Raw genomic sequence first — 13,931 nt, forward strand, 5'->3', positions numbered from 1 at the left:
CGCCCTGCGTTCGGCGGTCTCCGGGGCGCGCGCGATCGTCGACGTGGGCGTCGTGGTCGCGGTGCTGGTCGCGACCAATCTGGTCGCTCATTTCACCGGCAGCTGGGCCGCCCTGCTGGCCGTGCCGGTGTCCGCCGTCCTGCTCATCGGCATCGCCCGCCACCGCGGCCTGGACTGGCACGAGCTGGGCCTGGGCCGCGAGCACTGGCGTTCCGGGGCGAAGTACGCGGCCGCGGCCGTCTTCGTGGTGGCGACGGTGATCGTGGTCGGCGCGCTGCTGCCGGTCACGCGCGGACTGTTCCTCAACGACCGCTACGCCACCTTTTCGACCGCGATCATCGCGTCGATGGTGATCATCCCGCTGCAGACGGTGATCCCCGAGGAGCTCGCCTTCCGCGGCGCGCTGCACGGCACACTGTCGCGCGCGATGCACTTCCGCTGGGTCGTCGTCACGGGCTCGCTGCTCTTCGGCTTCTGGCACATCGCCTCGTCGCTGGGCCTGACCAGTGGCAACGCCGGCCTGACCAAGATCCTCGGCGCCGGCCCCCTCGCCCAGTTCCTCGGCATCGCGGGCGCCGTGATCGCGACCGCCTTCGCCGGCTGGGTGTTCACGTGGCTGCGCTCCCGCAGCGGATCCCTCATCGCGCCCATCGCGCTGCACTGGTGCCTCAATGGCGCGGGCGCGCTGGCCGCCGCCTTCGCCTGGCAGCTCCTGCGCTGACCCGCGCCGTCGGGCATCACTCCCAGTTCGCGATCACCGCGTCGAAGTCGCCGTCGGCGGGACCGGGAAGGTGCCGCGCACCGGGGTGCCGCGCCGCGGGCTCGGTGTAGGCGCCCGATTCCACGAGCCGCGCGATGTTGCCGCGATAGATCTCGTCGACCTCCGCGTGCCGGCCCGGCTCGCGGTCCAGCCACAGGTTCGCGGGATGGATCGGCCGGTCGTACATGCCGCGGAACAGCTCGGTCCGCAGGTCCTTCATCCAATTGGAGTTGAGGTTCATCGCGCGGAACTGGCGCAGCGCCTCGACGTCGACGGGGGCCGCGACGATCGCGTTGGCGCCCGACGGCGCCCGCCCGATCACCTGCCCCGTGTAGTCGACGATGTGCCCGTTGCCGCCCGCGATGTCGACGGGGTGCTCCGCCGCCGGCGACGAGTACACCGGCCCGGTGTTGGGGCACACCATGTAGACGCCGTTGAAGTGGGCGTGCGCCCGGTTCTGCAGCAGCCAGGTGCCGCCGGGGTCCGGGCCGGCCGCGGTCATCGGCACCGCCTCACTCGGCCGGTAGATCACCTCGGCGCCGCCCAGCGCGAGCGCCCGTACCGCCTCGGGGTACTCGCCGTCGCTGCAGCAGATGGTGCCGATGTTGCCGATGTCGGGCGTGCGCAGCACCGGGTAGAAGGCGTCGATGCCGTCGCCGAACAGCTCGACCCATCGGTCGTAGACGTCGTGCGGGGTGCACGAGTGCTCGCGGCACCAGACATGGTTCTTCGCCGCCCGGTGCACGATCTCCCCGTCGGGCGAGATCACGATCATGACGTTGAAGAACCGGTCCTCGATCACCTCGGGCCAGCGCGCCTTGCACTGCACCACGACGTAGGTCCGGTACATCCGCGCCAGCGCGGCGAGCCGCTCGGTCTCCGGCCCCGGGATGTCGATGAACAGCTCGCGGGCGCTCCGCGCGTGCGGCAGGTTGAAGACCTCGTCGGTGAACCCGGTGAGCGCCCCCTCGGACAGGGCTACCAGCTTGACCGGGAGGTTGATGCCCACGATGGAGACCGCGGCGTGGAAGGCCTCCTCGATCACGTCGAGGTTGCGCGCGATGTGCTCGCGCGCGCCGATGCCGTGCACGAAGGTCGAGAGGCCCACGGCCATGTAGGGCGCGATCGGCCCGTTCGCCGCCGTCATCGGACACCGCACCAGCGCAGGGCGGACAGCGCGTAGGTCTTCGCCGCGCAGACGACCTCGTCGATCGCGCACCGTTCGTCCACCGCGTGCGCCATGGCGAGGGCGCCCGGTCCGAGCCCGACCGCGGGGATCCCCGCTGCGGTGAACCAGGTGAGGTCGGTCGCGCTCGGGAAGGGCCGGACGTCGGGGGCGCCGGCGTAGGCGGTTCCGGCGGCGGCGTCCTCGCGGGCGGCCACGACGATCTGGCAGAACGGGTCGTCGCCGTCGGTGCGCCCGCCGGGGTAGTGCATCGGCCAGTCCAGTACCGGCGGGTGTCGGCGCAGCCACGGGTCCGCGCCGGCGACCCGGGCGACGACGGCGGCGATCTCGGCCTGCACGTCGGCGATGCCCGCCGCGGGCGGGTAGAAGATCGCGTAGTCCAGGGTGGTCTCGTCGGGGATGAAGGCGACGTTCCGGCCTGCGCGGGCGCCGCCGTCGATCACGTCGAGGCCGATGGTGAACTGGCCCGGCTCGAAGAGCGGGTCGACGCGGGTGCGCTCCCACTCGGTCTCGAGCCGCCGCAGCGCGTCGTGGATCGCGAGCGCGCCGTCCACGGCGCTCGCGGCGATCGGGTCCTCGGCCCCGGCGCGCCGCTGGGAGCGCATCAGGGAGCGGGCCGAGGCGTGGCCGGTGCGGCCGGTCACAGTGATCCGCAGGACGAGGACGCCGGGGGTCGCGGGCATCACGCTCAGTGGGGCGAGCGCGCCGGTGGGCTCGGCGATGATCGCGCCGTCGGCGGTGTAGCCGCGGGCGAGCACGGCGGACGTGCCGAGGTGGTGCTCGAGGTTCTCCTCCCCCACGACGCCCTGCAGGATCAGGTCGCCGCCGAGGCGGACCCCCGCCTCGCGCAGCGCGCGGGCCGCGAAGGCCTGCGCCACGAGCCCGGCCTTCATGTCGACGGAGCCGCGGCCCCACACGTGGGTCTCGTCGCGGAAGCCGGCGAAGGGGTCGTGGGTCCAGGCGTCGGCATCTCCGGCCGGAACCACGTCGACGTGCCCGTTGAAGATGAGCGAGCGCCCGTCGCCCTCGCCGTGGACGACGCCGACCACGTTGTCGCGCCCGGGGACCTCGCCGAACAGCTCGGTCTCGGCGCCGGCCTCGCGGTAGACGCCGGCGAGCAGCCGCGCGACCTCGGTCTCGCCGCCGACCAGGTCGTCGAAGTCCTGGTCCGGATAGGTGGGATTGACGCTGCGCACGGCGATCGCGTCGCCGAGCGTCGCGATCATCTCCTCGCGCAGGCCGTCGACGCGGCCCAGTACCCGATCGGCGGCGGTCATGCGCGCACCTCCTGCGCCGGGGCGGCGAGCTCGCCGCTGTCGTGGACGGTCTCGCCGCCGAGGTAGGTGCGCAGCACCCGGGTTCCGGCGAGCTCGTCGATCGGGCAGGTCGACGGGTCGCGGTCCACGAGGATCAGGTCGGCGTGCTTCCCCGCGGCGAGCGAGCCGATCTCGGGCCAGTCGAGGACGGCGGCGGCGCCGGTGGTCCACATGCGGAGGGCGTCGACGCGGGAGAGCTTCTGGTCGGGGCCGTCGTTGCGGTGGTCGCTGCCGGCGAAGCGGTGGGTCTGCGCGAGTTCGATCTGCTCCCAGGGGTTCTTGGGTCCCCAGTCGGAGCCGCCGGCGAGGTCGAGCCCTGTGTCGACGAGCCGCTGGAGGGGTTCGAGGTCGCGCCAGGCGTGCTCGCCGATGCGCTCGCCGTACATGGCGCCCTTGCCCCACGCGAAGCCGGCGCTGGTGGTCACTTGGAAGCCGAGGTCCGCGTAGCGCCGCGCCTGCGCGGGCGTGATGGTGATGGCGTGCTGCAGGATCCAGTGGCGGTCGCGGAAATCGACCTCGCGGACGACGCGCTCGGCGATGTCGAGGAAGTCGTCGTGCTCGCGGAACGCGCCGAGGCAGAGGTTGGCGCGGATGCCCTGTTCGGCGCAGTAGCGGACGAAGGCCTCCTCCTTCTCCAGGGAGAGGAACCGGGTGCCGCGGGTGGGCCTGCCGAACGGGTCGAGGGCGGGCTCGTAGGTGGCGAAGTAGCCGGAGAAGCACGGGCCGCCGGGGCTCATGGTGAGGCCGCCGGTGCGGAGCAGGTCGTCGCCCGCCTCCCCCACCTGCGCCGCGAACTGCGGGAGCCGGTCGGCGAATTCGGCGTCGGTGAGCGGGTCGAAGGGGTAGAAGATCACCGATTCGACGTCGAGGGTGGCGTGGATGCGCATGGTGAGGGCGCCCGCGGCGCGCAGGTGCCGGTACAGCGCGAGGTGCTCGGGTTCCATGGCGTGCCCCTCGTAGCCCGTGGTGACGCCCTGCCGGGTGAACCTCGCCATCTCTGCGGTGGTCCCGGCGGCGGCGGTGTCGAGGCTCGGCCGCGGCAGCTTGGTCAGGATCTGACCCCAGAAGGGGTCGTAGGTGTAGTAGTTGGTGACCGGTCCACGGAGGACGCCGGTCAGCTCGCCGGCGTCGTTCTTCTCGATCTCCACGTCGCACACGCGATCGGGAATGAAGGCGCTCAGTCCGACGGCGCGGAGCCCGGCACTGTTGAAGGCCACCACGTTCGGCATCTTCGGCGCCCAGGCCTGGATCATGACCGGGTGGTCGGCGGTCGCCGCGTCGAGCGTCCACCGGTCGGGCAGGTGCCGCTCGAGCAGGTCCTTCTCGGAGCGGCGCAGGAAGTAGTGCGGCTCCCCGACGGGGGTGCACATGATCCACTCCCCCGCGGGCGTGACGGCGGCCTTCGCCCGGATCCGCGCGACGATGTCGGAGTGGTCGACGGCGTCCGTCAGATCGACCAGCCCGCCCGCGAGCATGCCGAAATGCATGACGTGCGGGTGCGTGTCGATGAGCCCGGGCATCACGGTGGCGCCACCGGCGTCCACGCGCTGCGCGCCGGATCCCGCGGCGTCCTCCATGGCGCGCCGGTCGCCCACGGCGACGATCCGGCCCCCGTCGAGGACGAGCGCCTCGGCCTCCGGACGATCGGGATCGAGGGTGAGCACCCGCCCACCGGTGATGAGTGTTGTGGTCATAGCGGCCCTTCCGAGATGTGTCCCCTGCGGACGCCACCACCGTAACCCCAATTTTCTCCATTTGGAGAAAATTGATCGGAAATCGGCCGACGGTACGATCGCGACCATGTCCTCACCGGTGCGCGAACCACGCATGGCCCGGGGCGCCGCGCGCCGCGAGGCGCTGCTCGACGCGGCGGTCCGGCTGGTCGCGCGCGACGGTGCCCGGGCGCTCACGCACCGCTCCGTGGCGGCGGAGGCCGGCACCACGCACGGCAACGCCCGCTACTACTTCGGGACCCTCGACCAGCTGCTGGACGAGGCCCTGCACCGGCTGGCCGCGCGCCAGATCGAGGAGGTGCGCACGCTCTTCGCGGAGGAGCTGCCCGACGCCGGGATTCCCGAGCGCATCGACCGGCTCACCCGGTACGTCACCGGCTCACTCACCGACGACCGGGATGCGGCGATCGCCCGCTACGAGCTCTTCCTCGAGGTCGCGCGCCGCCCGGGTCTGCGCGCCAGCCTCGACGAATGGGGCACCACGCAGCGCGCCGCCTTCGCGCGCGAGCTGCGCGGCGCCGGGGCCGCCGACCCGGAGGCCGACGCGGCGGACCTCCTCACCACGGTCAACGGCCTCGTCCTCGAGCAGCTGGCGCTCCCCGTCGACGACTTCGAATCGGCGCGCCTGCGCCCCGCGATCGCGCGGTACTTCCCCGCGCCCTGACACCCGCGCGCGGACTCCGGCGGCTAGCCCGCCGCCGGCCCCGAAGCCTCCGGCTCGCGCGCCGCGGGCGCGACGACCACCGCGACGGCGACTGCGACGAGCACCAGGATCAGCGCGTAGAGCAGCGTCACGTACTCGCCCAGGGCGCCGATGATCGGTGGGCCGGCGAGGAACGAGAGGTAGCCGATGGTCGAGACCACGGAGACCCGCGCCGCCGCCATGCGCGGCTCGTCGGCCGCGGCGGACATGCCGACGGGGAAGCCGAGCGAGGCGCCGAGGCCCCACAGCGCCACACCCACGTAGGCGGCCCAGGTCGGGCCGAAGATGACGAGCGCGAGGCCCACGAAGGCGAGTGCGCCGCAGGCGCGCAGCGTGCGCACTCGACCGTAGGAGTCCAGGACGCGAGTACCTGCGAGCCGGCCGATCGTCATGAAGGTGACGAAGACCGCGAAAGTCAGCGTGCCGACGGTCTTCGACGTGCCGTGGTCGTCGACCATCGCCAACGCCAGCCAGTCGTTCGCGCTGCCCTCGGTGAGCGCCATTCCGAGCACCATGAGGCCGATGAGCAGCGTGCGGGGCTCGCGCCACACCGCCAGCCGCTCGCGGCGGGAGACCGGGGCGTGGTCGTCGGCGTCGTGCGCCTGGAAGGGCACGTGCCGCAGCGCGAACCAGCCGACCACCAGCAGGACGCCGTTCACGACCAGTAGGTGCGGCAGCAGCGGTACGTGCGCGGCCTGGGCCGCGGCGGCGGTGAGCGCGCCGGCCACGGTGCCCATCGAGAACGCCGCGTGGAAGGCGGGCATCACGGTGCGCCCCAGCGCCCGCTCATTCTCGGCGCCGGAGAGGTTCATGCAGACGTCGGTGATGCCGTGCGAGAGCCCGACGAAGACCAGCGGCAGCAATGTGAGCGCGTAGTTCCCGGACTGCGCGCCCGCGGCGGCGGCGATCATGGTGACGCCCAGCGCCGGCAGGGTCACCGCGATGACGCGGCGCGCTCCGAACCGCGCGGCCAGCGCCCCCGAGCCGACGAGGCCCACGACCGAGCCGACCGCCAGGCCGAAGGTCAGGAGCGCCACCTGCAGCGTGGTGGCCCGCAGATCGTCGCGAACCTGGGGCAACCGGCCGATGTAGCTGGCGAAGGTGAGCCCGCTGAGCGCGAAGATCACCGCGACGGCATTGCGCCAGGCGAGCACAGAGCCCCCTACCGCGTCCGTCTTCTGCTCCTGGAAGTCCACGCTCACCGATCAACCCTTCGAAACGTTTCGATTGTTGCTTGCTAGGCTAGGTCCCCATGACACGCGGGTCAAACCGGATAACGCTGGTGCACGTCGCCGAGGCGGCGGGCGTCTCGCTGTCGACGGCGTCCCACGCCTTCGGCGTCGACAAGCCCATCAGCGACGCCACCCGCGCCCGCGTCCTGGCCGCCGCCGCCCAGCTGGGTTACGAGGGGCCGGACCCGCGGGCCCGGTCGCTGCGCAGCGGCCGCACCGACATCATCGGCGTCCAGGTGGACGACGAGGCGGGCCGCGCCTTCCGCGACCCGGTCATCATCGGCATCCTCGACGGGGTGTCGACCGCGCTGGCCGCGAGCCCCACCTCGGTCCTGCTCCTCCCCGATTCGCTCCCGGAGGAGCGCCTGCGGTCGCTCCCCGTCGACGGCGTGGTCGCCGCCGGCTGCTCCCCCGCCCTCGGCTCGCTGCGCGCGGCGATGGCGAAGCGCGCGATCCCCGTCGTCACCGCGGGCAACCAGGTCGACGACATCGGCAGCGTCGGCGTCGAGAACCGCGCCGCCACCGCCCTGCTGACCGGCCACCTCCGCGCACTCGGCCACCGGTCCGTCGGCGTCGTGCGGCTGCGCCACGGCGACGTCGAGAAAGCCCGCACGGCGGCGGCGCTGGCCGCCTTCCCGGACTCCGCCGTCGTCGTCTCGGCCGACAGCACGATCGACGAGGGCTTCCGCGCGGGCGGCGAGCTACTCGACGCGCACGCCCCCACCGCGGTGATCGCCCAGTCGGACCTGTTGGCCGCCGGGGTGATCCGCGCCGCAGAGTCCCGGGGCCTGCGCGTCCCGGAGGACCTCTCCGTCGTCGGCTTCGACGGTGTCCGCATCGACGGCTTCGACCGCGTCCTCACCACGATCCGGCAGCCGATCGTCGAGATGGGCCGGCTCGCTGCGCAGGCGGTCCTGGCCGCGCAGGACGGCGCGCCGCTGCCGACGCTCGCGCTCGACGTCGACCTCGTCGTCGGCGACACGACCGGGTCGGCGCCTCAGCGGTCCTGAGCCACCTCGTCGAGCGCAGCCGCCAGCAGAGCCGCGTACTCGTCCGGGTCGGGCACGGCGGTACGACTGCTGGTCACGGAGACCGTCACCGTGTCGCCCAGTCCGTGCACGCCGTGCGTGAGCCCCATCGCGGGCGACAGCGCCGGGAAGCCCGCGGTGAACACCGATCTCCCGCCGAGCAGCTCCAGGTCCGCCGGTCCGCGGTGCACGCTCGACAGCACCGTCGCGCCGGCCATCGTGTCCGGGACGATCGTGGGGTCGAAGGCGCGCACGCCGAGCACCGCGAGGGCCGACGGTGCTGCATCCTCCGCCGCCCCGACGGTGCGCCACAACGGACTCGCGGCGCGCTCGCGGGCGGCGGCCAACGCCGCGGCGATGCGAGCGGGACGCTCCGCGGCGGGGATGCCGGGGTACAGCGGCACAGAGACGTTGCCGAAGGCGTTGCGCTCGCCGTGCCGCCGCTCGCGCGCGACCATCACCTCCGCCGACAGCTCCGCGGGCACCGCCCCGCCCCGGAGGCGCAGGTACCGCTCCACGGCCAGCGAGACCGCGGCGAGCGCGGTCACCGTGACGGTGTGCCCGGCATGGAGGGAGGCGGTGTCGCGCACCAGCATCCGCACGTCACGGGTGGCGTCGGGGGCGGTGTTGAGCAGGGTGCGGGGACAGCCGGGGATCGCGGGCGGCAGCGCGCCGTCCCGGGTGCGCCGGTCGATCGCGGCGCGGGCCCGCGGCGCGAGCGCGCCGAGCGCCACCGTCCGGGCCAGCGCGACGGGCAGCCCCAGCACGCCCCGGGCGGCGCGGAGCGGGCCGGGCAGTGGCCGGAAGACCGGCGCCTCACCCGCTGCGCCGGAACCGAAGAGCGCGCGGGCGATCTCGGCGGACCGTCGGCCGTCCGCGAGGGCGTGGGCCACCTGCAGCACCACCACGGTCGCGGGGCCGGCGCACCGCGGCGCGCCCGCCACCCGGGGGAAGACGTGCAGCCGCCAGGGCGCCACCGTCGCATCCACCTGCCGGGCGAACAGGCGGGCCACGGCGCCGGGCACCGCGTCCCAGGTGTGCGCGATCCCCTCGCGGACGTCGGCCACCTCGCCCGGCGCCCACGCCGGGTGCTCGAGATCGCCGGGCGCGGGCGCGATCCGCAGCCGCAGGTCCGCGATCGACGGTGCGCGTGCCAGCACGACGTCCGCCACCTCCGCGGCCGACGGTGCCGGGCCGGCGCCGTGGTCGAAGCAGTAGAGCAGGAACTGGTCGCTCGGCATCACCGCCGACGCCCAATGGGTACGGGCGTCGCGCGGGGAGAGGAGCCCACCGGTCACGCCACCACGCTAACGCACGCGGATCCCGGCCTCCGCGACGGCGGAAGCCATGTCGTCACCACGATCGGATCCCCCTGAGGAGAAGCCCTCGCCACACGGTCTCCCGTAGTTTCGATCACGACGCCCGGCCGACACGGACTCGCCGGCCGGGAGAAGGAGACGCGGATGGGACGGACCGGCCACCGGGTCGCGGTCATCGGGGGCGGCGGTGTCGGGGCGGCCGCAGCGTGGGCCCTCGCCCGCGCCGGGGTCGACGTGGTGCTGATCGAGCGGTACCGACGCGCCCACGCGCTGGGCGCCTCGCACGGCGCCACGCGCAACTTCAACCCGGGCTACACCCGCCCCGAGTACCTCGCGCTGCTGCGCGCCGCGCTCCCCCTCTGGCGGGAGATCGAGGCCGAGTCGGGCGCACACCTCCTCGACCAGGTGGGCGTCGTCAACCGCGGGCCGCGGCCGGACGTGGCGGACCTCCTGGAGGCGTTGCCCACGATCGGCCTGCGTGCGGAGCTGCTCGACGCCCGCGAGGCCTCCCGACGGTGGCCCCAGCTGCGGTTCGCCGGCCCCGCCGTGCACCTCCCCGACGGTGGGCGGCTCTACGCCGAGCGGTCCGTCGACGCGCTCTACCGGGTCGCGGAGGCCCGCGGCGCACGGATCCTCGAGGGCACCCGGGTCACCTCGCTCCAGGCGAACGACGACGGCGTGGTCATCGAGACCGACGGCGGGCCCATCACCGCCCGCACCGCCGTCGTCGCCGCGGGCGCGTGGTCGAACCGCCTGCTGGACGGTGTCGTGGACCTGCCCCCGCTCACCGTCACCCAGGAGCAGCCCGCGCACTTCGCGCTCGCCGCGCCGCTCCCCGACCTGCCCGCGTTCAACCATCACCCCGAGGCGGACTCCGCGTGGTGGCCCTCGGCCGTCTACGGCGGCTGGACGCCCGGCGTCGGGATCAAGGCCGGGTGGCACGGCGTGGGCCCCGTCACTGATCCCGACGCGCGCACCCTGCGATCGGAACCGGCCCAGCTGCTCGCCCTCCGGCGGTACGTCGCCGAGTGGATCCCCGGCGCGGACCCGGACCGGTTCGAGGAGATCAGCTGCACGTACACGACGACCCCGACCGCGGACTTCGCGATCGGCAGCGTCGGACCGATCACGGTCGCGGCCGGGTTCTCGGGCCACGGCTTCAAGTTCCTGCCCGCGCTGGGCGAGCTGCTGGCCCGACTCGCCTCCACCCCGGGCGCCCGCTCGCCGTTCCGCCTGGCGTGACGACGCCGATCAGGCAAGAACGGCGCGCCGGTAGACGAGCGCCGCGGCACCGATGAGGGGCGCGTCGGCGCCGAGGCCGGCGGGGACGACCCGCGCGGCGGCCACGTAGGGCAGCGGGTGCGCGGCGACCGCGGCCTGCACGAGGTCCACGAAATCGTCGGCGACGCGGGTGAATCCGCCGCCGAGGACGACGACCGAGACGGGGACCAGCGCCACGGCGCTGCCGATCCCCTGGCCGACGGCGGCGGCGCACCGTCGGACCGCGGCGACCGCGACGGCGTCCCCGGCGCGGTACGCCTCCCCCAGCTCCTCTCCGGTGGAGCCATCGAAGCCCTGCGTGCGCGCCCATTCCACGGTGTGCGGACCGGAGGCGACGGACTCGAGCATGGTGGTGCGGCCGAGGGATTCGCTGCCGGTGTACCCCGACAGTTCGACTTGACCGATGTGCCCGGCGTTGCCGACGAGCGCGCGGCCGCCCACGACGAAGCCGCCGCCGATGCCGGTGGAGACCACCATGCCGAGGGCGTCCTCGTGGCCGCGCGCCGCCCCGAGCCAATGCTCGCCGAGCACGATCGCGACGCCGTCCCGGCGGAACTCGACGGGCAGGCCGCCGGCGGCGTCCGCCACGAGGTCGCGCAGCGGGAAGCCGTGCAGCGCCTCGAGGTTGATCGGCGAGGTGGTGCCCGCCGCGTCGTCGACCGGCCCGGCCGCGGCCAGGCCCACCCCCTGGACCGGCCCGTCCGCGGCGGCGAGGGCGTCGCGCACGACGCCGGTGATCGCGGCCTCGAGTTCGGCGGTCGTCGCCTCGGGCCCGGTTGGTGCACGGTGCCGCGACGCCTCGACGACGGTGCCGTCCGCCTCCACCAGCCCGGCCGCCACCTTGGTGCCGCCGAGGTCCACCGCGAGGACGGTCATCGCGCGTACCGGACCAGACCGAGTTCGGCGGGGCCGGTGAGCAGGCGGTGCTGCGGGAGCACCCGCACCGCGTAGCCGAACCGGCCCACCTGCCCGGGCAGCACGGCCCGGTAGCGCTCGCCGTCGAAGTGCAGCCGGACGGCCCTGCCCTCCACGATGTCCCCGGCCTCGTCGACGCCGCCGATGACGGCCTCGACGCGGATGTCGCCGTCCTCCAGCGCCCCCAACGCGACGGCGGCGGCGATCTCCACTCCCTCGGGGAGCACGGTCGCGGTGGACTCTCCGACGCGCACCGCGTCCCAGCCGGAGCGGACCTTGTCGATGTACTCGACGAGGTCGCCGATGGCCGGCCTGGTCGCCCGGGCGGAGCGGGCGGCGGGCCGGTAGTAGGCGGTGGCGTACTCGCGGACCATCCGGTCGGCGGCGACCTCGGGCGCGGTGGCGGACAACGTGTGTCGCACCTTGGCGAGCCAGCGCGGGGGCGCGTCGTCCGCGTCGCGGCGGTCGTAGAAGGCGGGCACCACGTCGTGCTCGAGCAGGTCGTACAGGGCGTCGGCCTCGATGTCGTCGCGGCGGCCCGGGTCCACGCCCACGGCCGACGGGATGGCCCAGCCGTTGTTCCCGTCGTACAGCTCGTCCCACCAGCCGTCGAGCACCGAGAGGTTGAGGCCGCCGTTCATCGCGCTCTTCATGCCCGAGGTCCCGCAGGCCTCCAGGGGCCGCAGCGGGTTGTTCAGCCACACGTCGCAGCCGTGGTAGAGGTACCCGGCCATGCCGATGGAGTAGTTGGGCAGGAAGACGATCCGGTGCCGCAGGGTGCGATCGTCAGTGAAGTGCAGCAGCTGCTGCAGCAGGCGCTTGCCCTCGTCGTCGTGCGGGTGGCTCTTGCCGGCGATGACCACCTGGACGGGTCGGTCCGGGTCCAGCAGGAGCGCGCGCAGCCGCTCGGGATCGCGCAGCATCAGGGTGAGCCGCTTGTACGTCGAGACGCGGCGGGCGAAGCCGATGGTGAGCACCTCGGGGTCGAACATCCGCTCGGTCCAGCCGAGTTCGGCGTCCACGGCGCCGCGCTCGCGCCACGCCGCCCGGGTGCGGGTGCGCACCTCGTCGACGAGGCGGTGGCGCAGCGTGGTGCGCAGGCGCCAGAGGGCCTCGTCGGGCATGGACAGCGGGTCGGCGGCGCGCTCGGCGACGAGGCGGTCGGCCCACGTTCCGTGGTGCACGCCGTTGGTGACCGAGCCGATGGGCACCTCGGCCGGCTCGAAGCCGGGCCACAGGCCGGCGAACATCTCGCGGCTCACGGCGCCGTGCAGCTTCGAGACCCCGTTCGCGCGCTGGGCGAGCCGGAATCCCATGTGGGCCATGTTGAAGACGCCGGGGTCGGCCTCGGCGCCGAGGGCGATGATCTCGTCGAGGGGCACCGTGGGCAGCAGCGAGCACATCTGGCTGCCGTCGCCGAAGTAGCGGCGCACGAGGTCCACGGGGAACCGGTCGATCCCGGCGGGCACCGGGGTGTGGGTGGTGAACACGGTGGCGGTGCGCGCCAGGGTCCGGGCCTCCGCGTAGCTGAGCTCCTCGGTCGCCATGAGCTCGCGGATCCGCTCCAGGCCGAGGAAGCCGGCGTGGCCCTCGTTGGCGTGGAAGACCTCGACGCCGGGGTGGCCGGTCAGGTCGCAGAAGGCGCGGGCGGCGCGGACGCCGCCGATGCCGAGCAGGATCTCCTGCCGCAGGCGGTGTTCGGCGTCGCCGCCGTAGAGCCGGTCGGTGACTCCGCGGAGATCGGGGTCGTTGTTCTCGATGTCGGTGTCCATGAGCAGCAGCGGGATCCGTCCGACATCGGCCCGCCACACGGCGGCGCTGAGCACGCGGCCCTCGAGCGGCACCGAGACCACCAGTTGCTGCCCACTGGAGAGCGTCACGGGCCGCAGCGGCAGCTGCGCCGGGTCCAGCTCGGGGTACGCCTCGAGCTGCCAGCCGTCCGCGGAGAGCGACTGCTGGAAGTAGCCGTGCCGGTACAGCAGGCCCAGCGCGATCAACGGGAGCCCGAGGTCGGACGCGGCCTTGAGGTGGTCGCCCGCCAGGACGCCCAGCCCGCCCGAGTAGTTCGGCAGCGTCTGGCTCACGCCGAACTCCATCGAGAAGTACGCGATCCCCTTCGCGCCGTCGGTGAGCTCGTCGGCCCAGGACGGCCGCGTGAGGTAGTCGTTCAGGTCGGCGTGGACGGCGCGGACCAGCGCGACGAACTCCGCGTCGTCGCCGAGGGCCGCCACCCGCGCCTGATCGGCGCCGCGGAGCGCCTCGAGCGGGTCACGGGTCGCCGCCCACACCTCGGGCGCGACGGTGGCGAACAGGTCCTGGGTGGGGCCGTGCCACACCCAGCGCAGGTTGCGCGCGAGGTTGGCGAGCGGCGCGAGCGACTCGGGGTAGGCGGGCTCGACGGTGAAGGTTCCTTCTGCGTGCACGCCTACCGACCCTATTGCCTGCCCGCGCCGCCCGC

Annotated in this window: 11 protein-coding genes and 1 pseudogene; 4 read left to right on the top strand and 8 right to left on the bottom strand. The window is 73.9% G+C overall.

All coding sequences use genetic code 11. The annotated features are described in order from the left end of the window. The first annotated feature begins 4 nt into the window (after positions 1 to 4). Positions 5 to 721, top strand: coding sequence for a CPBP family intramembrane glutamic endopeptidase (locus tag WFK95_RS21770; RefSeq protein WP_374201286.1), 717 nt, complete (start codon positions 5 to 7; stop codon positions 719 to 721). A 16-nt stretch (positions 722 to 737) separates the two neighbouring features. Here the strand turns inward: WFK95_RS21770 and WFK95_RS21775 are convergent, their stop codons facing one another. From WFK95_RS21775 to WFK95_RS21790, 4 genes and pseudogenes are all read right to left on the bottom strand, one after another. After that, complete coding sequence (locus WFK95_RS21775; RefSeq protein ID WP_336672016.1) at positions 738 to 917, bottom strand: hypothetical protein; 180 nt, start codon at positions 915 to 917, stop codon at positions 738 to 740. A gap of 99 nt (positions 918 to 1,016) precedes the next feature. After that, positions 1,017 to 1,907 (bottom strand): annotated as a pseudogene (locus WFK95_RS21780) (nitrilase-related carbon-nitrogen hydrolase); the annotation flags it as partial. After that, a complete protein-coding gene (locus WFK95_RS21785; protein ID WP_336671941.1) occupies positions 1,904 to 3,223 on the bottom strand; it encodes a M20/M25/M40 family metallo-hydrolase in 1,320 nt (439 codons plus the stop codon). The pseudogene WFK95_RS21780 and the gene WFK95_RS21785, both read right to left, overlap by 4 nt. After that, positions 3,220 to 4,956 (bottom strand): amidohydrolase, encoded by a 1,737-nt coding sequence (locus WFK95_RS21790; RefSeq protein ID WP_336671942.1) that lies wholly within the window; start codon positions 4,954 to 4,956, stop codon positions 3,220 to 3,222. The genes WFK95_RS21785 and WFK95_RS21790 overlap by 4 nt, the downstream gene beginning before the upstream one ends. 106 nt (positions 4,957 to 5,062) lie before the next feature. Between WFK95_RS21790 and WFK95_RS21795 the strand changes: the two genes are divergently transcribed. Then, the gene (locus tag WFK95_RS21795) at positions 5,063 to 5,659 is read left to right on the top strand and encodes a TetR/AcrR family transcriptional regulator (protein ID WP_336671943.1); all 597 of its coding nucleotides are present in this window, start codon (positions 5,063 to 5,065) and stop codon (positions 5,657 to 5,659) included. A gap of 23 nt (positions 5,660 to 5,682) precedes the next feature. Here the strand turns inward: WFK95_RS21795 and WFK95_RS21800 are convergent, their stop codons facing one another. Next, positions 5,683 to 6,900, bottom strand: a complete 1,218-nt coding sequence (locus WFK95_RS21800; protein ID WP_336671944.1) for an MFS transporter — start codon at positions 6,898 to 6,900, stop codon at positions 5,683 to 5,685. Positions 6,901 to 6,950: 50 nt separating this feature from the next. Between WFK95_RS21800 and WFK95_RS21805 the strand changes: the two genes are divergently transcribed. Continuing rightward, complete coding sequence (locus WFK95_RS21805) at positions 6,951 to 7,940, top strand: LacI family DNA-binding transcriptional regulator (protein WP_336671945.1); 990 nt, start codon at positions 6,951 to 6,953, stop codon at positions 7,938 to 7,940. On the opposite strand, the gene WFK95_RS21810 is transcribed toward WFK95_RS21805, so the two are convergent. Next, on the bottom strand, positions 7,928 to 9,256 hold the full coding sequence (locus tag WFK95_RS21810) for a WS/DGAT domain-containing protein (protein WP_336671946.1): 1,329 nt from the start codon (positions 9,254 to 9,256) through the stop codon (positions 7,928 to 7,930). The two genes, WFK95_RS21805 and WFK95_RS21810, sit on opposite strands and share 13 nt — an antisense overlap. A gap of 165 nt (positions 9,257 to 9,421) precedes the next feature. Between WFK95_RS21810 and WFK95_RS21815 the strand changes: the two genes are divergently transcribed. Continuing rightward, positions 9,422 to 10,519: an FAD-dependent oxidoreductase gene (locus WFK95_RS21815; protein ID WP_336671947.1), complete on the top strand. Its 1,098-nt coding sequence runs from the start codon at positions 9,422 to 9,424 to the stop codon at positions 10,517 to 10,519. A 9-nt stretch (positions 10,520 to 10,528) separates the two neighbouring features. Here the strand turns inward: WFK95_RS21815 and WFK95_RS21820 are convergent, their stop codons facing one another. Next, on the bottom strand, positions 10,529 to 11,434 hold the full coding sequence (locus WFK95_RS21820) for an ROK family protein (RefSeq protein WP_336671948.1): 906 nt from the start codon (positions 11,432 to 11,434) through the stop codon (positions 10,529 to 10,531). Then, the gene (glgP, locus tag WFK95_RS21825) at positions 11,431 to 13,896 is read right to left on the bottom strand and encodes an alpha-glucan family phosphorylase (RefSeq protein WP_336671949.1); all 2,466 of its coding nucleotides are present in this window, start codon (positions 13,894 to 13,896) and stop codon (positions 11,431 to 11,433) included. The genes WFK95_RS21820 and glgP overlap by 4 nt, the downstream gene beginning before the upstream one ends. Positions 13,897 to 13,931 lie beyond the last annotated feature (35 nt).

This window comes from Tsukamurella sp. USMM236 (assembly GCF_037148755.1).
Classification (GTDB): Bacteria; Actinomycetota; Actinomycetes; order Mycobacteriales; family Mycobacteriaceae; genus Tsukamurella.